Source organism: Maccoyibacter intestinihominis, assembly GCF_040096355.1.
Lineage (GTDB): Bacteria > Bacillota > Clostridia > Lachnospirales > Lachnospiraceae > Maccoyibacter > Maccoyibacter intestinihominis.
In genome coordinates this window covers 70,332-90,353 of sequence record NZ_JBBMEX010000004.1, presented here as the reverse complement: position 1 = coordinate 90,353, position 20,022 = coordinate 70,332, and the positions used below count along the sequence as shown (strand labels likewise).

The window sequence follows — 20,022 nt, the reverse complement described above, 5'->3', positions numbered from 1 at the left end:
AATCCGAAAGAGCATACTCAAATATCAGATAAAAACACAGAGAACATGATAACGAAATACGAGGGAATAGAAAGTGAAACTTATTATTGGTGGATATTCACAAGGAAAATTAAATTATACTTTGAGAAAAATTGGAGAGAAAGAATATCGAATTTGTGACGGAACATTATTAGATGATATAAAATCCGATACAGAAGAGGCAGATTCAACAAATACAATAGTCATCATAAATCATCTTCATACGTTCATCAAAACCTCAATGCAGCGGGGAGAGAACCCAAAAGAGAGCATCCTGGATTTTATCACAAAATATCCTGACTGTATTCTGATCAGTGATGAGATTGGAAATGGAATTGTTCCCATGGATGCATTCGAGAGAGAATATCGTGAGCAGACAGGCAGGATCTTAATAGAACTAGCAAAAGAAGCAGAAGAGGTGATACGCGTCATATGTGGGATTGGTCAAAAAATCAAATAGAAATTATATTTTTGCGTCATGGAATGACAATCGAAAATGAGCAGCACCGATATCTTGGGAACACAGATACATCTTTGAGCAGGAATGGGATCTGCAAGCTGCAGGCATTGCAGAAAAACGGAACTTATCCAAAGACGGATATTCTGTTTTGCAGTCCGATGAAGCGCTGCACCGAAACCGCAGAAATCCTCTATCCAAACCATACGCCAATATACATACCGGAGTGGAGAGAAATGGATTTTGGAGAATTTGAAGGAAAGAATTATATTGAATTGCAGAAAAATCCAAATTATCAGGCATGGATCGACAGCAATGGCACCCTGCCATTTCCGGGAGGAGAGAGCAGGGAGGCCTTTATAAAGCGCTGCGAGCAGGGATTTTACCGGATGTTAATCGGAATTAAAGGAAGGCTTCAGAAAATGGACGAAAAACAGCCGGCTTCAAAGATCACAGCAGGAGCGGTAGTGCATGGAGGAACCATTATGGCAATCCTGAGCAGTTTTTACGGAGGAGATTATTTTGATCATCAGGTAAAAAACGGAGACGGATACCGCTGCCTTTTAAGCGGAACCCGGAAACAGCCGAAATTGCAGGGGGTAGAAAACATCATGGGGGAATCAGAACGTGTTATACCATAGTATTGCATTCTTTTTGGGATTTTTGTTAGATCTGATCTTAGGTGACCCTTATTGGCTGCCGCATCCGATCCGTCTGATCGGAAATCTGATCGTAGTGTTGGAAAAGAGATTTTTATCAAAAGAAACAAAAGGCAAGGAGCATAAAGAGCAGGAGAAAAGCGAGCGAAGAAGAGGAACACTGCTGGTTTTTATCGTGTTGTCTGTGACCTTCGCAGTGACAGCATTTCTTGTTATTGGAGCTTATCTGCTGCATCCGTATCTTGGCGTAGCAGTAGAGACGATCATGACCTATCAGATCTTAGCGGTAAAATGCTTAAAGGTAGAGAGCATGAAGGTCTATCAAAGCCTGACAAAAGAAGGAATCGAAGAGGCAAGAAAAGCGGTAGCAATGATCGTTGGAAGAGACACGGCGGTTTTGGATGGAACCGGAGTGGCAAAGGCGGCGATAGAGACGGTGGCAGAGAACACCTCGGACGGTGTCATTGCACCTATGCTGTATACAGCGCTTGGCGGACCGGTTCTTGGATTTTTATATAAGGCAGTCAATACGATGGATTCCATGATCGGATATAAAAATGAAAAATATCTGAATTTTGGAAGGACAGCGGCAAAGTCAGATGATGTATGCAACTATCTTCCATCGAGGATCAGTGCCTATCTGATGATAGCAGCGGCATATCTTGGCGGCAGTGATTTTAGTGGAAAAGGAGCTTATCGGATCTATAAAAGAGACCGAAGAAACCATGCCAGTCCAAATTCTGCCCAGACAGAGTCGGTTTGTGCAGGAGCATTGGGGATACAGTTAGCAGGCGATGCCGTATATTTTGGAAAAGTGGTAAAAAAGCCACATATCGGGGATGATACCCGTCCGGTGGAATACGAAGACATCCGGCGGGCAAACCGTCTGATGTATTTAACGGCATGGCTTGGAGAAACAGGGTGTCTGTTTTTTATGGTACTTATTATATTACTTTAGGGAGGTGTAGAGGTGCAGACAATTCACGGCGGAGATATCTACAGAAACCGGATACAGATTGATTTTTCAGTGAATATCAATCCTTTGGGGATACCGGAGGAAGTAAAAGACGCATTACATCAGGCAGTGGATGTCTGTATGCAGTATCCGGATATGGAAGCAGAGCAGTTAAAAGAAGCATTAAGCAGGAAATTTTGCCTGCCAAAAACTTATTTTTTGCCGGGAAACGGAGCATCGGAACTTTTTTTAGGAATCCTGCATGCACTAAAGCCGAAAAAAGTCATTCTGCCTGTTCCTTCCTTTTACGGATATGCATATACGGCAAAAGCGGTAGGGAGTGAAGTGATCTGTGTTCCGCTAAAAAAAGAGGAGGATTTTTTACCGGGGGAAGAATTAGTATTGGCTTTACAGGAAGATGCAGAACTGCTTTTTTTGGCAAATCCGAACAACCCGACCGGAAAATTGATGAAACCGGCATATTTAGAGAATGTATTAGAAGTGTGCAAAGAGAAAAATATCTATGTGGTATTAGACGAATGTTTTATAGAGTTCTGTGAAAAAGAAAATTCCATAGTACAAAAACTCAGTACTTATCGGAATTTACTCATTGTACGGGCTTTTACAAAAATATATGCAATCCCGGGTGTGCGGCTTGGCTACCTGATGTGTAGTGATAAGGAGTTATTACAAAAGATCAGAGGTCAGCTCCCGGAATGGAATCTTTCGGTTTTTGCCGAGGCGGCGGGAATTGCCTGTTTACAGCAGCAGGAATATTTGAAAAAAACCGTAGAATATGTGGCAGCAGAAAGAAAATTCCTCACGGAGAAATTGCAAAATCTCGGATTACAGGTCATTTTAAGTGATGCGAACTTTATTTTATTCTACAGTGAAAAGCCACTTTACAAGAAATTACTGCAAAAAGGAATCCTGATCCGTGACTGCAAAAATTTTCAGGGGCTGTCAGAGGGATATTATCGTGTGGCAGTGAAAAGCCGGAGAGAGAACGAAATTTTAGAGAAAGCGATAGGTGAATGTATTGGATAGACAAAATAGTATCGAACATTTATTGCCAAATGAAATTGAAAAGAGAAGTTTTGAGATCATTTCAAAAGAATTAAAAGAGCGGGGCATCGAACTTCCAAAAGAAGAGGAAATGGTAACCAAGCGGGTGATCCATACCAGTGCAGATTTTGAGTATACAAAAACACTGGTATATTCAAAGCATGCCGTTCGGATCGCAAAAGATCTGATCTTAAATGGTGCAGATATTGTAACCGATACGAATATGGCACTTGCAGGGATCAATAAAAAGACCTTAGCAGGCTTTGGCGGAACCGTACATTGTTTTATGGCAGATGAGACCGTTGCAAGAATCGCAAAAGAGCGTGGGACGACCCGTGCCGCAGTCAGTATGGAAATGGCAACGAAATTAAAGAAACCTTTAATTTTTACAATTGGAAATGCGCCGACAGCTCTGATACAATTATATGAGATGTTAAAGGATCAGAGATTCCGGCCGGAATTTATCATTGGTGTTCCGGTGGGGTTCGTCAATGTAGAGGCTGCAAAGGAGCTGATCTTAGAAACAGAGGTACCTCATATTGTCAACCGTGGAAGAAAAGGCGGCAGTAACGTGGCAGCAGCCATATGTAATGCAATCCTCTATGAACTGAAAAAAGAGCAGAGTGGAGTCTGAGCAGACAGGAGCAGGAACGTATGCGATATGGATTTACAACAGGAAGCTGTGCGGCAGCAGCAGCGAAGGCGGCGGCATATATGCTTCTGTTAGGAAGAAAAAAAACAGAGATCACGATTGAGACACCAAAGGGAATTCCCTATACGGCACAGATTTTAGATATCAGACGAACGGAAGACGTCGTAAGCTGTGCCGTGCAAAAGGACGGGGGAGACGATCCGGATGTAACAACCGGAGCATGGATCTATGCAAAAGTGACTTATTGCGGAAATGACAGAAAAGATTTTCGTTCCCAAGCAGATTTTCAATCCCGAGAAAATCTTCAATCCCTAGAGGACTCACCCTATGTACAGATAGACGGAGGCATCGGAGTGGGCAGGGTCACAAAGCCGGGATTAGACCAGCCGGTAGGAAATGCAGCCATTAATCATGTGCCAAGAGAGATGATCACAAAGGAAGTCTTAGAGGTCTGCAGGCTAGTTGATTATAAAGGCGGACTGGCAGTAGAGATTTTTGTACCGGAGGGGGAGCAGCTTGCGGAGCAGACCTTCAACCCAAGACTTGGGATCAAAGGCGGGATTTCAATTCTTGGAAGCAGTGGGATCGTAGAGCCGATGAGCAGTCAGGCAATCTTAGATACGATCCGGGTAGAGCTAAGACAGAGAAGGGCAGAAGGGTATGCGTATGTGGCAGTTGCACCCGGCAATTACGGACTGGATTTTATGAAGCAGGCTTATGGCTATGATTTAGATAAAAGTATCAAGTGCAGTAACTTCATTGGCAATACGATTGATATGGCAGTGGAGGAAGGTTTTCAAAAACTGCTCTTAACCGGACATATCGGCAAGCTCATCAAAGTAGCAGGCGGCATTATGAATACACATTCCAAAGAGGGGGATTGCAGGATGGAGCTGATAACGGCATCTGCGATCCGACAGGGAATCAGTGCGCAAACAGCCTGCGAGATCTTAGCCTGTGTTACGACCGAAGAAGCAGTCCGTATTTTAGAAACAACCGGTAAAAGAAAAGTCGTTATGGAGGATGCGATGGAACATATCTGTTATTATCTGAATAAACGTGCAATGGGAAAAATGCAGATAGACTGCATCATGTATGCCAATGAGTTTGGCGAATTAGCAAAAAGTAAGGGGGCAGAGCAATGGTTTACTTTGTTGGCGCAGGAACAGGGGCAGCCGATTTAATCACCGTGCGGGGAATGCGGCTGTTAGAGCAGGCAGATGTCATCATCTATGCGGGGTCTTTAGTCAATCCGGAGTTGTTAGCATATGCAAAAAAAGAATGTGAAATCTTTAACAGCGCCACGATGACATTGTCCGAGGTGCTTGCCGTGATGCAGCAGTCACAGGAGGCAGAAAAAATGCTCGTACGTCTGCACACCGGAGACCCAAGCATTTATGGTGCGATCCGGGAACAGATGGATGAATTGGACAGGCTTGGTATACCATATGAAAGCTGTCCGGGTGTCAGTGCCTGCTTTGGAGCGGCAGCATCCTTAAATATAGAGTATACGCTGCCGGGGATTTCACAGTCTTTGATCATTACGCGGATGGAAGGCAAAACGAAGGTTCCAACGAAAGAGAGTATCGAAAGTTTTGCGGCGCATCAGGCATCCATGGCAATCTATTTAAGCACCGGCATGTTAGAGGAATTAAGCCAAAGATTGATCGCCGGAGGATATGAAAAACATACGCCGGCGGCACTGGTATATAAGGCAACATGGAAGGACGAAGAAGCGTATCTTTGTACGGTGGAGACACTGGCGGCTACAGCTAAGGAGCATGGCATCACAAAGACGGCATTGGTCTTAGTCGGGGATGTGCTGACGCATCAGCACTATCAAAAATCGCGGCTGTATGCACCGGATTTTTCAACGGAATTCAGGCAGGCAAAGGAAGAATAGATATGAAACTAAGTATCATCAGTTTTACAAACAATGGGTTAGAGCTGTCCAAGAGAGTGTCAGAGAGCCTGACGGAAAATACAGGCATCACAACGGCAGTTTATACAAAATGTTCCCTTGTAAAAACCCATGACACGAAGATAAAGGCAGTCCATGTCGAAAAGAGCATTGCTGACTGGACAAAAGAGCAGATGCAGGAAAAAAATGCCATACTTTTTATCGGAGCCTGTGGAATTGCAGTCAGAGCCATTGCCCCGAATCTTACCGACAAACTCCACGACAGTCCGGTACTTGTATTAGATGAACAGGGGCAGTATGTGATCCCGCTTTTGGCGGGGCATTATGGCGGTGCAAATGAACTCGCGGTGCAGATTGCAGAAAAGATCAACGCAATCCCGGTGATTACCACAGCAACCGATCTGCAAAACAAATTTGCCGTGGATCTGTTTGCAAAAAGGAACGGACTTCGCATCATAAATAAAGACGGAATTGCAAAGATATCGGCAAAAGTCTTAGCAGGAGAGAAAGTGACCCTGTGTGTAGAAGAGGGACATCTGAAAGAGGGAACGAAAATACCGGAGGAAATACATCTGATTTCCTACCCGTCAACGGCTGTGCTATCAGCAGATTCCGCACCACAAACCGTCGACATTGTGATTGCGGAAAATCCAAAACCGGAGCATCCGACAAACACAGACGCATTGCTCCGATTACAGCCCAAAGAGTATGTCGTCGGAATGGGATGTAAAAGGGGAATCAAGCCACAGAAGATAGAAGCACTGATTGACGAAACCCTAAAGACAGCAGGAATGAAAAAAGAGCAGATTTTTGCATTGGCTTCTATTGATAAAAAGCAGGACGAGCAGGGATTTTTAATCTGGAGCAGACAGCACAGAGTACCGTTTTTGACCTATACGGCAAAAGAACTGCAAAAAGTGCAGGGAAACTTTCATGCCTCTGCTTTTGTAGAGTCACAGGTTGGGGTGGACAATGTCTGTGAACGGGCGGCACTTTGTGCCTGCGAAGCAGGAGGAACACTGGTGTATGAAAAACATGCCAAAGACGGGATGACGATAGCCGTTGCAAAAAGGGAATGGAGAATTACATTTGATGAAGCATAACATCTATTTAGTCGGAATGGGGCCGGGAAAAGAAGAGATGATGACAGGGGAGGCACTAAAAGCATTAGAAGCGGCAGATGTCATTATCGGTTATACGGTCTATATCAAATTGTTAGGAGAGCGGTTTGCAGATAAGGAAATGCGGACAACTCCAATGAGACAGGAAGAAGAACGCTGCAAATTGTGCTTTGAAGAAGCAAAAAAAGGAAAACAGGTAGCAATGGTCTGCAGTGGTGATGCAGGGATTTACGGAATGGCATCGTTACTGTACGAAATGGGAAAAGAATATCCGGATACAGAGATTTTTGTCATACCGGGGATAACGGCGGCTTGCAGCGGGGCGGCAGTTTTAGGAGCACCGCTGAATCATGATTTTTGCGTGATCAGCCTGAGTGATCTCTTAACGCCGTGGGAAAAGATCGAAAAACGACTGCTGGCGGCAGCCGGGGGAGATTTTGCAATAGCAATCTATAATCCGTCGAGCCATAAGCGGAAAGATTATCTGAAAAAAGCCTGTGACATCCTGCTTCGTGTGATCGAAGAGGAACGGCCATGCGGATATGTGGAGAATATCGGCAGGGAAGGAACAAAGGCAGTGACCTGTACCTTACGGGAATTGAGAGATACACAGGTGAATATGTTTACCACCGTATTCATCGGTAATTCCGATACGGAACTGATACATGGAAAGCTGGTTACAAAGCGAGGTTATCACATTGAAAGAAACACGGATATCAAATGACATAATAATATTTGCAGGAACAACGGAGGGGAGAACCCTGTCTGAATATTTAGCGGCAGCAGGAATTGCACATACCATATGCGTAGCCACGGAATACGGAGAACTTGTATTAAAAGAGCATCCGTTAGTGACCGTTCATCGTGGCAGGATGGATGAAGAGGCAATGCGGGAATATTTAAAGCAAAAAGCATTTGCAGCAGTTGTAGATGCCACGCATCCCTATGCAACAGCCGTTACGGAAAATGTCCGGGCAGCAGTCAAAGACCTTACCATCCCATATCTGCGATTAAAAAGAGAGATTTTAGAGGAAGAAGAAACAGGTGTATGCTATTTTGAAAGCAATGAAGCATGTGCAAAAGCCTTAGAGCAGACAAAAGGAAATATTTTATTGACGACCGGAAGTAAAGAACTCAGCGTATATGCTTCATCTGAAAAGATCAAAAACAGACTTTATGTGCGTGTGCTGCCGGGGTTAGAGAGCCTGCATATCTGCATGGAGCAGGAGATTTCAGGAAAACAGATCATAGCATTGCAGGGGCCGTTTAGCGAAGAGATGAATACCGCCATCCTGCATCAATACCAAATACAGTGCATGGTGACAAAAAAGAGCGGCAGAGCCGGAGGATATGAAGAAAAAATAAAAGCGGCAAAAAAAGCAGGAATTCCGGTCTATGTCATCGGGCAGAAAAAAACAGAGACAGGAGATACCTTTACCGAAGTATGCAAAAAATTAGAAGTGATCTGCGGATGCAAGATCCTGCCTCAGCAGTCCAAAAACAGATTTGAGATCATCTTAGCAGGAGTCGGTATGGGAAGCAGGGAAAGCCTGACAAACGAAGTAGAGCAGGCAATCCGACAGGCAGATATTTTACTTGGGGCAAAACGGATGATCGCATCCTATCAGCCGAAATTAGAAAAAAAGCCTTATTATCGGACAGAGCAGATCATTCCGTATTTAGAAGAGATGCAAAAAGATGTAGAGGTTTCGGAAATCGTAACAGGACAGAAGGTGGTGGTACTGTTTTCCGGTGACAGCGGTTTTTACAGTGGAGCAGCTTCTATGTACCGTGCATTGCAGGAGGAAATATCTGCCGGACGTTTACAGGCATCGGTACGGATATTGTCCGGAATCTCTTCCGTAGCATATTTAGCCGCCTGCATCGGCGAAAGTTATCAGGACGCGGCTGTTTACAGTATGCATGGAAAAGAGTTGTTGAATTTAGCAGAGCGGATACGAAACAGCGAAAAGACCTTTTTATTAATGTCAGGCGTATCGGACGTACAAAGACTTGGAGAAATTTTAGATCGTGCAGGACTTGAATCATGCAGGATTTATGCAGGCTATCAGTTGTCCTATCCGGAGCAGGAGATTTTAGAACTGACACCAAAGGAGTGCCTTGCATTGCAAAAAGAGGGACTGTATACCTGTTTTATAAAAAATCCAAGTGCCGCAGGCAAAAGACTGACGCATGGCAGGGCAGACACCGAGTTTTTGCGCGACCGGGTACCGATGACAAAAGAAGAGGTGCGAGATGTCAGTATTTGTAAATTAAAACTGCATAAAGGAGCTGTATTTTATGACATTGGCAGTGGAACAGGCTCAATCGCAGTGGAGGCGGCAGGACTTTCTAACGATATCCGTGTTTTTGCCATAGAAAAAAAAGAAGAGGCAGCTGCCCTGATCGGGAAGAACAAAGAACACTTTGGCTTAGAAAACATAGAGATCATAAGAGCAGATGCACCGGACGGCTTAGAAACACTTCTAAAACCGACACATGCATTTATCGGTGGCAGCAGTAGAAGGATGAATGAAATCTTATCGGTGTTATATCAAAAGAATCCTAAGATGCGGATCGTGATCAATGCGATTAGTTTAGAGACGATCTGTGAGATCAAAGAGGTACTCTCCGATTATCCGATCGAAAACGAAGAGTTGATACAGCTACAGGTAAGCAGGGCAAGAGTGGCAGGTTCCTATCATCTGATGCAGGCAGAAAATCAGGTATGGATCTGTGCATTTGATTTTTGTGGATAAAAGGGAGGATATATGACATGAAATTAGACCGTGTGATGATCGCAGCACCCAAAAGCGGAAGCGGCAAGACAACGATTACCTGTGCGATATTACAGACCCTAAAAGATATGGGAAAACAAGTGGTCTCTTATAAGTGCGGTCCGGATTATATCGATCCGATGTTCCATCAAAGAGTCATAGGGATTCCATCAAAGAATTTAGATACTTTTTTTACCGGAGAGAATGATACCCGAAAACTTCTGTTAAAAAACAGAACAGGAGAGGAAATAGCGGTCATAGAAGGCGTGATGGGGCTGTATGACGGACTTGGTGGCGTGCGTGAGGAAGGCTCGTCCTATCATTTGGCAAAAGTGACTAAAACACCGATCATTTTAGTGGTAGATGCGAAAGGAATGGGGCGTTCCGTGATACCACTCATTGCAGGATTTTTAGCATACGATACGGAGCATCTGATCCGGGGCGTGATATTGAACCGGATGTCAAAGTCCTATTATGAGATCATAAAGCCGTTGATCGAAACGGAATTGCAGATCCGTGTTTTGGGATATTTGGCAGAGCGGCAGCAGTTGCAGATCCAGAGCAGACATTTAGGCTTACATCTTCCGGGAGAGATTAAAGAGATCCAAAGGCAGTTAGAAGTTGCGGCAGAGGAATTACAAAAGTCTGTTTCCATAGAAACAATCATACAAATTGCAGCAAGTGCGGAAACAATAGAAATAGAAAAAATAACAGAAACAACAGAGAAAATAACATCAACAGAACTAATTACAAAACCTCTCATCGCAGTTGCAAGAGATGAAGCCTTCTGTTTTTACTATGAAGACAATCTGTTATTACTGAAAGAATATGGGGCAGATATTGCCTATTTTTCTCCACTGCATGATAAAGAATTGCCAGAGGGCAGCAGTGGACTGCTTTTAGGAGGCGGTTATCCGGAACTGTATGCAAAAGAGTTAGAGGAAAATACAGCGATGCGAAAAGAAATCAAAGCAGCAGTGGAAAGCGGAATGCCTGTCGTGGCAGAGTGCGGCGGATTTCTCTATCTGCACACGGCGATCCGTGATAGAGACGGTCATCCATATCAGATGGCAGGGGTGCTCCCGGCAGCGTGTCAGGATACGAAAAAGCTGGTGCGTTTCGGGTATATTGAATTAGAAGAAAAAGAGAGCAATTTTTTAGAAGTGGGAACGAGGATCAAAGGACATGAGTTCCACTATTTTGACAGTGAGAAGAACGGAGAAGACTGCATAGCGATCAAGCCGGTCACAGGCAGAACCTATCCGTGTGTGATCGAAAAAGAAAATGTCTGGATGGGCTTTCCGCATCTCTACTATCCGTCAAACCCGTCCTTTGCAGATCATTTTGTGAAAAAAGCAGAGCAATACTTAGGAGGTAAGTATGGAGAATTCCTATCGTTTTTTTGAAAACAAAGAGTGTCAGTATTATCCGTGCCATAAAGGAATTGAGAACATGAACTGTCTGTTTTGTTACTGTCCGTTATACAGCAGGGAGCACTGCCCCGGAAAACCGGAGTTTTTAGAAAAGGACGGCAGGCGGATCAAGGTATGTACAAACTGCACATTTCCGCATCAGCCGCAGAACTATGACAAGGTGATACAGGTGTTGAAACAAACGTTTTTTTCTTGACGGTATTTTCAGATATTCATATAATAGAGTATGTACTGATCCTTTTAGCGGTTGTCTTTATGACCGTTGCCATTGTGTTACTTACATATCATGTAGTATTGCTCTACATCTATGCGATTGCGATTTCTCGAGCATGTGACCGCAGCATCGCAGGAAAATGCAGCCGGGATCAGAGAAATCGAAAAGATGGTACGCCAGATTGATGAACTGGCAAGAACCCTGCAGACAGGACTTGCATCCGAGGAAAAAAGTGAGTAAGATAAATAAAATATGATCAGAAAAGTTTTTGAAAGAGGCATGATGATGGAAAAATCAAAAGTATATTTTACAAATTTCAGAACACAGGCATTTGGAGACGGACTTCCGACAAAGTTAAAGAAGATGATCAAAAAAGCCGGTATCGGTGATATTGATATGGATGGCAAATTTGTTGCGATCAAGATGCATTTTGGCGAACTTGGAAATATCAGTTATCTTCGTCCGAACTATGCAAAAGCAGTTGCCGATGTGGTAAAAGAACTCGGTGGAAAACCGTTTTTGACCGATTGTAATACGATGTATCCGGGAAGCAGAAAGAATGCATTAGAGCATTTAGAGTGTGCATGGGAGAACGGATTTACACCATTGACTGTAGGCTGTCCGGTGATCATCGGTGACGGTTTAAAGGGAACCGATGACATAGAAGTGCCGGTCGAGGGCGGTGAATATGTAAAAGCCGCAAAAATCGGACGGGCAGTTATGGATGCAGATGTATTTATCAGCCTGACACACTTCAAAGGACATGAGATGACCGGATTTGGCGGAGCCATTAAAAATATCGGTATGGGATGCGGTTCCCGTGCAGGAAAAACAGAACAGCACAGATCCGGAACCCCACATATTACCGCTGAGGTCTGTCGTGGCTGCAAACGCTGTCAGCGTGAATGTGCCAACGGTGGACTGGTATTTGATGAAGCAGCAAAGAAAATGACGGTAGATACCGAACACTGTGTAGGATGTGGACGCTGTCTTGGAGCCTGCAACTTTGATGCGATCGCATTTAATAATGAAAATGCAAATGAAGTATTGAACTGTAAAATGGCAGAATATACCAAAGCCGTTGTAGATGGCCGTCCATCCTTCCATATTTCACTGATCGTAGATGTTTCACCAAACTGTGACTGTCATGGAGAGAACGATGCTCCGATCTTACCAAACATCGGAATGTTTGCATCCTTTGATCCACTGGCATTAGATCAGGCATGTGTAGATGCCTGTCTTGCAGCAACACCATTGCCAAACAGCCAGCTTGCAGAGAATATGAAAAAAGCAGACTTTGTGGATCATCATGATCATTTCCGCAATTCCACACCGGAATCCGAATGGAGAAGCTGTTTAGACCACGCAGAAAAGATCGGACTTGGCAGCCGCAGCTATGAACTGATCGAAGTATAGAAAAAGCATTTTGGGGACGTTCTTTTCAGAGCGTCCCTTTTTTACTCTATAGGAAACACAGCTCTCATACTTTAACGTAACATGATATTTTCTATAGAGATTAGGTTGTCAAAAAGAGCCTCACAACTTAGTGGCTGGCAATTGCACAAAACCGAGACTGCTTTTGTGACTTTGGGAGAAAATTAGTAAATCTTGGTCTGGCTGTTCATGTATAGTGTTTTGCTGCCATGGACGGCAGCAAAAGTCTTAACACCCCATGGACGGGGTGTTTAAGACGTACACGTCACTTCATCGTAGCCTGACTCAGGCAGACTTAGATTTTCTTATTTTCGTACAACGGAACAAAATAGACCCGGTTTTGTGCAAGTTGCCAATCAAAAAAACTTGAAACCGTCTTTTGCTCCCCCCTGATCTATAGAGAAAAAACATCCCCCCAGGGAGCTTGTGGGGGGATGTTTTAATGTGCTAAACTGTGTACAGTTTGAAAAAGGAAGGAAAGAGAAGATATGAAAAAAAGATGTATCGCAGTGCTTTTGGCACTTGCAATGACAGGGACATTATTTGGATGCGGAAGCAGCAACACCCAAAAGTCGGATACAACGAAAAAAACAGAAAGATCTGACAAAGAATCCGTAATCGTAACAATGCCGACAAGCTCGGAACCGGAAGCGGGATTTGATCCGGCATATGGCTGGGGAGCAGGAGAACATGTACATGAACCACTGATCCAGAGCACGTTGACAACGACAACAAAAGACTTAAAGATCGGAAAAGACCTTGCAACCGATTATTCGGTCAGTGAAGATGGTCTTGTCTGGACCGTGAAGATCCGTGAGGATGTGAAATTTACGGATGGAGAAAAACTTACAGCATCCGATGTTGCATTTACATATAACAACTGTGTAAAAAACAGTACCGTCAATGACTTTACGATGTTAAAAGAAGCGGTGGCAGTTGATGATACGACCGTGGAATTCCATATGAACAAGCCGTTTTCCATCTGGCCGTATACGATGGCGATCGTCGGGATCGTACCGGAGCATGCCTATGATGAGAATTACGGACAGCATCCGATCGGTTCGGGACGCTATATCCTGAAACAGTGGGATAAGGGTCAGCAGGTCATTTTTGAAGCAAATCCGGATTACTACGGAGAAAAGGCAAAGATCAAAAAAGTGACTGTATTATTTATGGATGAAGATGCGGCACTTGCAGCAGCAATGGCAGGAGAAGTAGATGTGGCACATACGGCAGCATCATTAGCAGACGAGAAGATCGACGGTTATGGTCTTTTGAGTGTGACAAGTGTCGACAACAGAGGAATCAATCTGCCAACTGTCAAAGCGAGTGAAAAAGATGGAAAAACGGTCGGCAATGATGTAACCAGTGATGTTGCGATCCGCCGGGCAATGAATATCGGAATTGATCGTGAAGAAATGATCAAAAACGTCTTAAACGGTCATGGAACAGCAGCTTACAGTGTTTGCGATAAAATGCCGTGGTATAACGAAGAATCGGAAGTAACATATGACCAAAAGAGTGCAAAGGCATTGTTAGAGGAAGCAGGATGGAAAGAGGGAAAAGACGGAATTCGTGAAAAAGACGGAGTCCGTGCAGAATTTACCGTAATGTTTAATCCGGATGATTCCGTACGTCAGGCATTGGCAGAGGATTTTGCGAACCAGTGCAAAGAACTTGGAATTGAAGTAAAGACAGAGGGTGCCGGATGGGATGTTGCCTACGATAAGGCATTATCACAGCCATTGGTATGGGGCTGGGGAGCACATACCCCGATGGAACTCTATAATATCTATCATACGGGAACAGATAGTGACAGTGCAGAATACTCTCCATATGCAAATGAAACCGTTGACCACTATATGGATGAGGCATTGCAGGCAGATACCTTAGAAGATTCCTATGACCTTTGGAAAAAAGCACAGTGGGATGGAACAACCGGAGTGACACAGGATGGAGATATTCCTTGGATCTGGTTTTGTAACGTAGACCATCTCTATTATGTCAGAGACGGTCTGAAAGTAGCAGAACAAAAGATACACCCACATGGACATGGCTGGTCGATCGTCAATAATGTAGACCAGTGGGAATGGAGCAAATAGATTGCGTACAGAGAATTTTTTGTGGATTGGAAAGAATTTTATAAGAATGATACTGCTCTTAGCAGCGGTCAGTGTGGTAACGTTTACCTTAGTCAGTATCTCACCGATCGACCCGTTACAGGCAAATGTCGGTCAGACGGCACTTGGCTCGATGAGTGAGGAACAGATTGAAAAACTGCAATCCTACTGGGGTGTGGACACCCCGCCGCTAGAACGGTATCTGAACTGGGCAAAAGATTTCGTAAGAGGCGATATGGGAGTTTCACTCCTGTATCGCCAGTCTGTGTCTGAAGTTATAAAAGTCAAGCTGGGGAACTCCTTACTGTTATTAGTGACAGCATGGCTGATCTCCGGACTGCTTGGATTTTTGCTTGGAATACTTGCAGGTGTATTCAGGGGAAGCTGGATCGACAAACTGATCAAGGGATATTCGTTGTTGATCGCAAGTACACCGGTGTTCTGGCTGGCGTTGCTCTTGCTGCTGGTCTTTTCCGTTTGGTTAAAAATATTTCCGATCGGACTGAGTGTTCCGATCGGTGTGGAAGCGGCAGGCGTTACCTGGCTGGATCGTCTGTATCATGCCGTACTGCCTGCGATCACACTCAGCATTACGGGTGTTGCAAATATTGCAATGCATACCAGAGAAAAAATGATCGATGTCATGGAGAGTGACTATATGCTGTTTGCAACAGCAAGAGGAGAGAGCAAAAAAACAATGGTGATCCGTCACGGACTCCGCAATATCGCACTCCCGGCGATGACACTGCAATTTGCCTCGATCAGTGAAATTATCGGGGGTTCGGTGTTAGTAGAACAGGTGTTTTCCTATCCGGGACTTGGACAGGCGGCAGTCGCAGCAGGAACCGGAAGTGACGTGCCACTGTTACTGGGCATTACCGTAGTAACGGCGGCAGTAGTATTTGCAGGGAATTTTCTTGCAAATGTACTCTACGGACTGATCGATCCGCGAATGCGAAAGAGAGGGCGAAAATTATGAACCAGAGAAAGAAAGCCCTGATCATCTTTGCGATCACCGTAGGATTTTTAACCTTTGTCACCGTGTTTGGAATAGTTGTTACGGACGGGGCAAGAGTGACGGATTTTTCGAAAAAAAATATGGCACCTTGTCTTTCTTATCTCTTTGGAACGGACTGGTTAGGAAGAGATATGCTGCTTCGAACGTTTGCCGGACTTTCTATGAGTATCCGCATCGGACTGTTAGCAGCCGGTTTTAGTGCGATCATCGCCTTTGTTCTTGGCGTGTCGGCGGCAGTATTTGGGGGAAAGGCAGATGCAGTGATCTCTTTTATGATCGATATGATCATGGGAATCCCGCATATTTTATTGTTGCTTTTAATTTCCTATGCCTTGGGAAAGGGAGTAAAAGGTGTCGTGGTCGGAGTGGCACTCAGCCATTGGCCATCTCTTGCAAGAGTTATCCGTGCGGAAGTGTTACAGTTAAAAAACAGCACCTATATACAGGTTGCGGAAAAATTAGGACACAGTAAGATCAAAACGGCATTAAAACATATGACACCGCATATCTTTCCACAGTTTTTAGTCGGACTGATCCTGATGTTTCCACATGCGATCTTACATGAAGCGGGAATTACTTTTTTGGGATTCGGACTTCCGGCAGAACAGCCGGCAATCGGGATCATCTTATCAGAAAGCATGAAATACCTGATCACGGGAAAATGGTGGTTAGCAGTATTTCCGGGTGCAATGCTGGTGTTTACCGTGATATTATTTGATGTGGCAGGAAGTATGCTGCGAAAGATGTTAGATCCTTCGAGTGCGCATGAATAGGAGGAAGCATTATGAGCTGTTTAGATAAATTTCATATTTTAGAGATCGAGAATCTTTCCGTGGTATTTCATCAGTATGCGAAAAGGACAAAAAAGCAGGAGCTTCCGGTTATTTCAAATCTCAATGTATCGGTGCATGAGGGAGAGATCGTTGCCGTGGTAGGATCAAGCGGCTCAGGAAAAAGTCTGTTAGCCCACGCTATCTTAGGATTGCTTCCATCAAATGCAGAAGTAAAAGGAAGATTTGATTTTTTAGAAGAACCTTTGACAGAAGAAAGAATGAAAGCGGTACGGGGAAATGAGATCGCCTTGGTGCCTCAAAGTGTCAATTACTTAGATCCGCTGATGAAGGTCGGAAAACAGGTGCGGGGAACGGAAAGATCAAAACATGCCTTAAAACGTCAAAGAGAACTTTTTTTATCTTATGGATTGCAGGAAGGGACCGAAGATCTGTATCCGTTTGAGTGCTCCGGCGGAATGAGCCGCAGGATTTTATTGTCTACGGCACTGATGGGAAATACCAGACTCTTAATTGCAGATGAACCGACACCGGGGATGGAACTGGCTATGGCAAAAAAAGCCATGGAGGATTTTCGGAAGTTTGCCGATGCAGGCAATGGGGTACTTCTGATCACACATGATATTGAACTGGCGTTAGAGGTTGCAGACCGGATCGCGATCTTTTATGCGGGAACAACGGTAGAGGAAGCCCTAGTCAGTGATTTTCAATCGGAAGAGCGGCTGCGTCATCCTTATACAAAGGCACTTTGGAGAGCAATGCCGGGCAACGGATTTCAGGTAATTCCAGGGAATCAGCCCTATGTAAAAGATCTGCCAAAGGGCTGTGTATTTGGACCGAGGTGTCCACAGTTTAGTAAAGAATGTGAAGGCGAGATACCGGAACGCGTGGTACGTTGTGGAACTGTCCGCTGCATTAAATGCAGTGAGGAAATTGTCAGAAAGTGAGCGGAAGAATGTTAGAAGTACAGGATATTACTTTTTCCTATCAAAAAAACGGGAATCAGATATTAGAACATGTAAATCTTTCGGTAGGACCGGAAGAACGCCTTGGGATTCTTGCACCGAGCGGCTATGGCAAGACCACACTGTTAAAGATCATCAGCGGTTATATCAGCCCGGATGCGGGCAGAATCCTTGTAGACGGAGAGCCGCTTCCACAGAAAGGTTACTGTCCGGTACAGATGATCTTTCAGCATCCGGAACAGGCAGTCAATCCACGACTTCGCATGCGAGAGGTGCTAAAAGAAGGAGATGGCATCTCAAAAGAGCTGATCGAAGGACTTGGGATCGAAGAAGACTGGAAAAACCGTTTTCCGCAGGAACTTTCCGGGGGAGAACTTCAGAGATTTTGTATTGCAAGAGCATTGGGGAAGGGAACAAAATATCTGCTCTGCGATGAGATCACAACAATGTTAGATTTTATTACGCAGGGACAGATCTGGAATTTTTTAATAGAGGAAACGAAAAGACGCGGGATCGGAATGGTGATCGTCAGCCACAGTCAGCCGCTTTTAGACCATGTCTGTACCAGACAGATCAGATTGAACGAGAATCCGTGACACAAAAAAGGGATTTCGTTACAAAAGAGAGAATTTTTCATAAGGATGACCGATATATAAATTGAGTATATACCGGACATCCTTTTTTGGTATTACTTAGGTTTGGACAAAAGGGGGATATGAACAATGCTGCGTATGGCAGTTTGTGATAAAGAAGAAGAGACCTGTTCTTTGATAAAGGCACTGGCAGAGGAAAGTATCGGCTGTAAGGTATGGACATTTCATTCCGATACGGAGTTGTTAGAGAGTAAAGAGAAATATGACATTCTCTTATTAGATATCGGAAATGGAGAGCCGACCGGGATTGAAACCGCAAGAAAAATCCGCCGGTGTTATGACCCGATCCTGATCTTCATCGCAGAGGGCAAAAAACATGTATTAGATGTATTTGATGTAGAGGCATTTCACTATCTGCTAAAGCCCATTGATGAGGAAAAGTTAAAAGAGGTCTTAAAAAGAGCGGAAAACCACTGCAAACTTCAAAAGGAAAAGGAACCGTTAATTATCCGTGTAAACGGAGAAAACTGTTATGTTCCCAAAGAAGAGATCCTGTATGCAGAAAATTATGCCAGAAAAGTGATCCTTCATTTAGGGGAAAGACAGATTGCCTATTATGCAAAAATGGGGGAACTAGAGGAACAGTTAGGAGAAAGTTTTTTTCGGGTACACAGAGGATACCTTGTGAACTTAAGGGCAGTCCGAAGTTATCATACGGCGGGAGTGGTTTTAAAGAATGGCGAAGAGATATTGATGGCGAAGAGTAAGTTTCAAAAGTTTGAAGAAGTGTACATGGATTTTTTGAGAAATTCAGATTAGAGGGAGGGAAAACAAATGAATATCCAAAACAGAATGGACAGCTCTTTAATGATGGACAGAGCGGTGCGAAAAGAGAGACAGAAGCTGCGTTCCCATACGAAATCCTACCGGGTATCCGGCCAGGGTGCGGATAACAGTAAATTATATGATAAATTAATTTCTAAGAATCAGGACGCAGATAAGACGGGAACAGATATGTTAGTCAAAAGGAGCAGATATTATTCAATCAGCGAGATTTCCAAAGAAGTGTCTAAAAAAGCAGAAGAGCTTTTAAAAGAAAAAGATATAGATAAATCCGACGAACAGACACAAAAGGAGTGGGAAGAAGATGTGACATCCTTTCTGGCATTGCACAATACTTTATTAAACAGTCTGAAACGTATCGATACAGATGTGATGACTAAGTATGCAAAAGAACTGCAGAGCAATGCAAAGGAATACGAAAAAGCACTCGAAGAAATGGGAATTGTCATAGATGATTCCGGAGCATTTAGTATATCGAAAGAAGGACTGGTACAGTCTGACAACGAAAAGTGGCAGGAATTTGTCAAAAAGACACAGGCATTGTCAAAAGAGACGCAGACAAGTGCGAAGAGCAGTCTGGATTCCATTACCACAAACCGGATCTTACATGGGATCAGTTATAATAAATATGGAAAGGAAAGCTAAAGCCAATAAGATTAGGGTGGCAAAAGGCGGTTTCAAGTTTTTTGATTGGCAACTTGCACAAAGCCAAGTCTGTTTTGTTCCGTTGTACGAAAATAAGAAAATCTAAGTCTGCCTGAGTCAGGTTGTGATGGATGACGTGTACGTCTTAAACGCCCCGTCCATGGGGCATTAAGACTTTTGCTGCCGTCCATGGCAGCAAAACACTATACAGGAACAGGCAGACTAAGATTTACTAATTTTCTCCCAAAGTCACAAAAGCAGTTCCGGTTTTGTGCAAGTTGCCAGCCATTAAGTTGCGAGCCACCTTTTGACACCCTGATCATAAGTAATAATCGAATAGA

At 44.0% G+C, this 20,022-nt stretch carries 21 protein-coding genes; all 21 read left to right on the top strand.

Features of this window, described 5'->3' with window-relative positions; translation table 11 throughout:
• Window positions 1-73: 73 nt before the first annotated feature.
• The 21 genes from WMO43_RS05180 (at window position 74) to WMO43_RS05080 (ending at window position 19,681) form a co-directional block, all read left to right on the top strand.
• A complete protein-coding gene (locus WMO43_RS05180; RefSeq protein ID WP_353530378.1) occupies window positions 74-478 on the top strand; it encodes a bifunctional adenosylcobinamide kinase/adenosylcobinamide-phosphate guanylyltransferase in 405 nt (134 codons plus the stop codon).
• On the top strand, window positions 451-1,116 hold the full coding sequence (locus WMO43_RS05175; protein WP_353530376.1) for a histidine phosphatase family protein: 666 nt from the start codon (window positions 451-453) through the stop codon (window positions 1,114-1,116). Before WMO43_RS05180 ends, WMO43_RS05175 begins: the two co-directional genes overlap by 28 nt.
• Complete coding sequence (gene cbiB, locus WMO43_RS05170; protein ID WP_353530373.1) at window positions 1,103-2,092, top strand: adenosylcobinamide-phosphate synthase CbiB; 990 nt, start codon at window positions 1,103-1,105, stop codon at window positions 2,090-2,092. The genes WMO43_RS05175 and cbiB overlap by 14 nt, the downstream gene beginning before the upstream one ends.
• 12 nt (window positions 2,093-2,104) lie before the next feature.
• Entirely contained in the window at window positions 2,105-3,136 is a 1,032-nt protein-coding gene (locus WMO43_RS05165) for a pyridoxal phosphate-dependent aminotransferase (protein ID WP_353530372.1), read from the top strand.
• A complete protein-coding gene (locus WMO43_RS05160) occupies window positions 3,129-3,788 on the top strand; it encodes a precorrin-8X methylmutase (protein ID WP_353530371.1) in 660 nt (219 codons plus the stop codon). Before WMO43_RS05165 ends, WMO43_RS05160 begins: the two co-directional genes overlap by 8 nt.
• Window positions 3,789-3,808: 20 nt before the next feature.
• Complete coding sequence (cbiD, locus tag WMO43_RS05155; RefSeq protein ID WP_353530369.1) at window positions 3,809-4,990, top strand: cobalt-precorrin-5B (C(1))-methyltransferase CbiD; 1,182 nt, start codon at window positions 3,809-3,811, stop codon at window positions 4,988-4,990.
• On the top strand, window positions 4,948-5,709 hold the full coding sequence (cobM, locus tag WMO43_RS05150) for a precorrin-4 C(11)-methyltransferase (RefSeq protein WP_353530366.1): 762 nt from the start codon (window positions 4,948-4,950) through the stop codon (window positions 5,707-5,709). The genes cbiD and cobM overlap by 43 nt, the downstream gene beginning before the upstream one ends.
• Before the next feature lie 2 nt (window positions 5,710-5,711).
• Window positions 5,712-6,830: a cobalt-precorrin 5A hydrolase gene (locus tag WMO43_RS05145; RefSeq protein WP_353530364.1), complete on the top strand. Its 1,119-nt coding sequence runs from the start codon at window positions 5,712-5,714 to the stop codon at window positions 6,828-6,830.
• The gene (gene cobJ, locus WMO43_RS05140; RefSeq protein WP_177963862.1) at window positions 6,820-7,572 is read left to right on the top strand and encodes a precorrin-3B C(17)-methyltransferase; all 753 of its coding nucleotides are present in this window, start codon (window positions 6,820-6,822) and stop codon (window positions 7,570-7,572) included. The genes WMO43_RS05145 and cobJ overlap by 11 nt, the downstream gene beginning before the upstream one ends.
• Window positions 7,514-9,607: a precorrin-6A reductase gene (gene cobK, locus WMO43_RS05135; protein WP_353530362.1), complete on the top strand. Its 2,094-nt coding sequence runs from the start codon at window positions 7,514-7,516 to the stop codon at window positions 9,605-9,607. Before cobJ ends, cobK begins: the two co-directional genes overlap by 59 nt.
• A gap of 17 nt (window positions 9,608-9,624) precedes the next feature.
• On the top strand, window positions 9,625-11,031 hold the full coding sequence (locus WMO43_RS05130) for a cobyrinic acid a,c-diamide synthase CobB (RefSeq protein ID WP_353530360.1): 1,407 nt from the start codon (window positions 9,625-9,627) through the stop codon (window positions 11,029-11,031).
• Window positions 11,006-11,254 (top strand): cysteine-rich small domain-containing protein, encoded by a 249-nt coding sequence (locus WMO43_RS05125; protein ID WP_177963865.1) that lies wholly within the window; start codon window positions 11,006-11,008, stop codon window positions 11,252-11,254. The genes WMO43_RS05130 and WMO43_RS05125 overlap by 26 nt, the downstream gene beginning before the upstream one ends.
• A gap of 111 nt (window positions 11,255-11,365) precedes the next feature.
• Complete coding sequence (locus WMO43_RS05120) at window positions 11,366-11,512, top strand: hypothetical protein (protein ID WP_177963866.1); 147 nt, start codon at window positions 11,366-11,368, stop codon at window positions 11,510-11,512.
• A gap of 45 nt (window positions 11,513-11,557) precedes the next feature.
• Entirely contained in the window at window positions 11,558-12,688 is a 1,131-nt protein-coding gene (locus WMO43_RS05115) for a DUF362 domain-containing protein (protein ID WP_353530358.1), read from the top strand.
• Window positions 12,689-13,194: 506 nt separating this feature from the next.
• On the top strand, window positions 13,195-14,808 hold the full coding sequence (locus WMO43_RS05110; RefSeq protein ID WP_353530357.1) for an ABC transporter substrate-binding protein: 1,614 nt from the start codon (window positions 13,195-13,197) through the stop codon (window positions 14,806-14,808).
• A gap of 46 nt (window positions 14,809-14,854) precedes the next feature.
• Window positions 14,855-15,805 (top strand): ABC transporter permease, encoded by a 951-nt coding sequence (locus WMO43_RS05105; protein ID WP_353530529.1) that lies wholly within the window; start codon window positions 14,855-14,857, stop codon window positions 15,803-15,805.
• Window positions 15,802-16,617 carry an ABC transporter permease gene (locus WMO43_RS05100; RefSeq protein ID WP_353530356.1) on the top strand — a complete coding sequence of 272 codons (816 nt, stop codon included), beginning with the start codon at window positions 15,802-15,804 and terminating at the stop codon, window positions 16,615-16,617. The genes WMO43_RS05105 and WMO43_RS05100 overlap by 4 nt, the downstream gene beginning before the upstream one ends.
• A gap of 11 nt (window positions 16,618-16,628) precedes the next feature.
• Window positions 16,629-17,582: an ABC transporter ATP-binding protein gene (locus WMO43_RS05095; protein ID WP_353530354.1), complete on the top strand. Its 954-nt coding sequence runs from the start codon at window positions 16,629-16,631 to the stop codon at window positions 17,580-17,582.
• Between the two features lie 8 nt (window positions 17,583-17,590).
• Window positions 17,591-18,196, top strand: coding sequence for an ABC transporter ATP-binding protein (locus tag WMO43_RS05090; RefSeq protein WP_353530527.1), 606 nt, complete (start codon window positions 17,591-17,593; stop codon window positions 18,194-18,196).
• Between the two features lie 126 nt (window positions 18,197-18,322).
• Window positions 18,323-19,012, top strand: coding sequence for a LytR/AlgR family response regulator transcription factor (locus tag WMO43_RS05085; RefSeq protein WP_177963873.1), 690 nt, complete (start codon window positions 18,323-18,325; stop codon window positions 19,010-19,012).
• A gap of 15 nt (window positions 19,013-19,027) precedes the next feature.
• The gene (locus tag WMO43_RS05080) at window positions 19,028-19,681 is read left to right on the top strand and encodes a hypothetical protein (RefSeq protein WP_353530353.1); all 654 of its coding nucleotides are present in this window, start codon (window positions 19,028-19,030) and stop codon (window positions 19,679-19,681) included.
• The last annotated feature ends 341 nt before the right edge of the window (window positions 19,682-20,022 follow it).

Excerpts from the sequence above, each read along its gene's own strand:
- WMO43_RS05175 (WP_353530376.1), top strand. The coding sequence starts at position 451 with ATGTGGGATTGGTCAAAAAATCAAATAGAAATTATATTTTTGCGTCAT.
- cbiD (WP_353530369.1), top strand. The coding sequence starts at position 3,809 with ATGCGATATGGATTTACAACAGGAAGCTGTGCGGCAGCAGCAGCGAAG.
- cobM (WP_353530366.1), top strand. The coding sequence starts at position 4,948 with ATGGTTTACTTTGTTGGCGCAGGAACAGGGGCAGCCGATTTAATCACC.
- WMO43_RS05145 (WP_353530364.1), top strand. The coding sequence starts at position 5,712 with ATGAAACTAAGTATCATCAGTTTTACAAACAATGGGTTAGAGCTGTCC.
- cobJ (WP_177963862.1), top strand. The coding sequence starts at position 6,820 with ATGAAGCATAACATCTATTTAGTCGGAATGGGGCCGGGAAAAGAAGAG.
- cobK (WP_353530362.1), top strand. The coding sequence starts at position 7,514 with ATGGAAAGCTGGTTACAAAGCGAGGTTATCACATTGAAAGAAACACGG.
- WMO43_RS05130 (WP_353530360.1), top strand. The coding sequence starts at position 9,625 with ATGAAATTAGACCGTGTGATGATCGCAGCACCCAAAAGCGGAAGCGGC.
- WMO43_RS05125 (WP_177963865.1), top strand. The coding sequence starts at position 11,006 with ATGGAGAATTCCTATCGTTTTTTTGAAAACAAAGAGTGTCAGTATTAT.
- WMO43_RS05120 (WP_177963866.1), top strand. The coding sequence starts at position 11,366 with ATGCGATTGCGATTTCTCGAGCATGTGACCGCAGCATCGCAGGAAAAT.
- WMO43_RS05115 (WP_353530358.1), top strand. The coding sequence starts at position 11,558 with ATGGAAAAATCAAAAGTATATTTTACAAATTTCAGAACACAGGCATTT.
- WMO43_RS05110 (WP_353530357.1), top strand. The coding sequence starts at position 13,195 with ATGAAAAAAAGATGTATCGCAGTGCTTTTGGCACTTGCAATGACAGGG.
- WMO43_RS05105 (WP_353530529.1), top strand. The coding sequence starts at position 14,855 with ATGATACTGCTCTTAGCAGCGGTCAGTGTGGTAACGTTTACCTTAGTC.
- WMO43_RS05100 (WP_353530356.1), top strand. The coding sequence starts at position 15,802 with ATGAACCAGAGAAAGAAAGCCCTGATCATCTTTGCGATCACCGTAGGA.
- WMO43_RS05095 (WP_353530354.1), top strand. The coding sequence starts at position 16,629 with ATGAGCTGTTTAGATAAATTTCATATTTTAGAGATCGAGAATCTTTCC.
- WMO43_RS05090 (WP_353530527.1), top strand. The coding sequence starts at position 17,591 with ATGTTAGAAGTACAGGATATTACTTTTTCCTATCAAAAAAACGGGAAT.
- WMO43_RS05085 (WP_177963873.1), top strand. The coding sequence starts at position 18,323 with ATGCTGCGTATGGCAGTTTGTGATAAAGAAGAAGAGACCTGTTCTTTG.
- WMO43_RS05080 (WP_353530353.1), top strand. The coding sequence starts at position 19,028 with ATGAATATCCAAAACAGAATGGACAGCTCTTTAATGATGGACAGAGCG.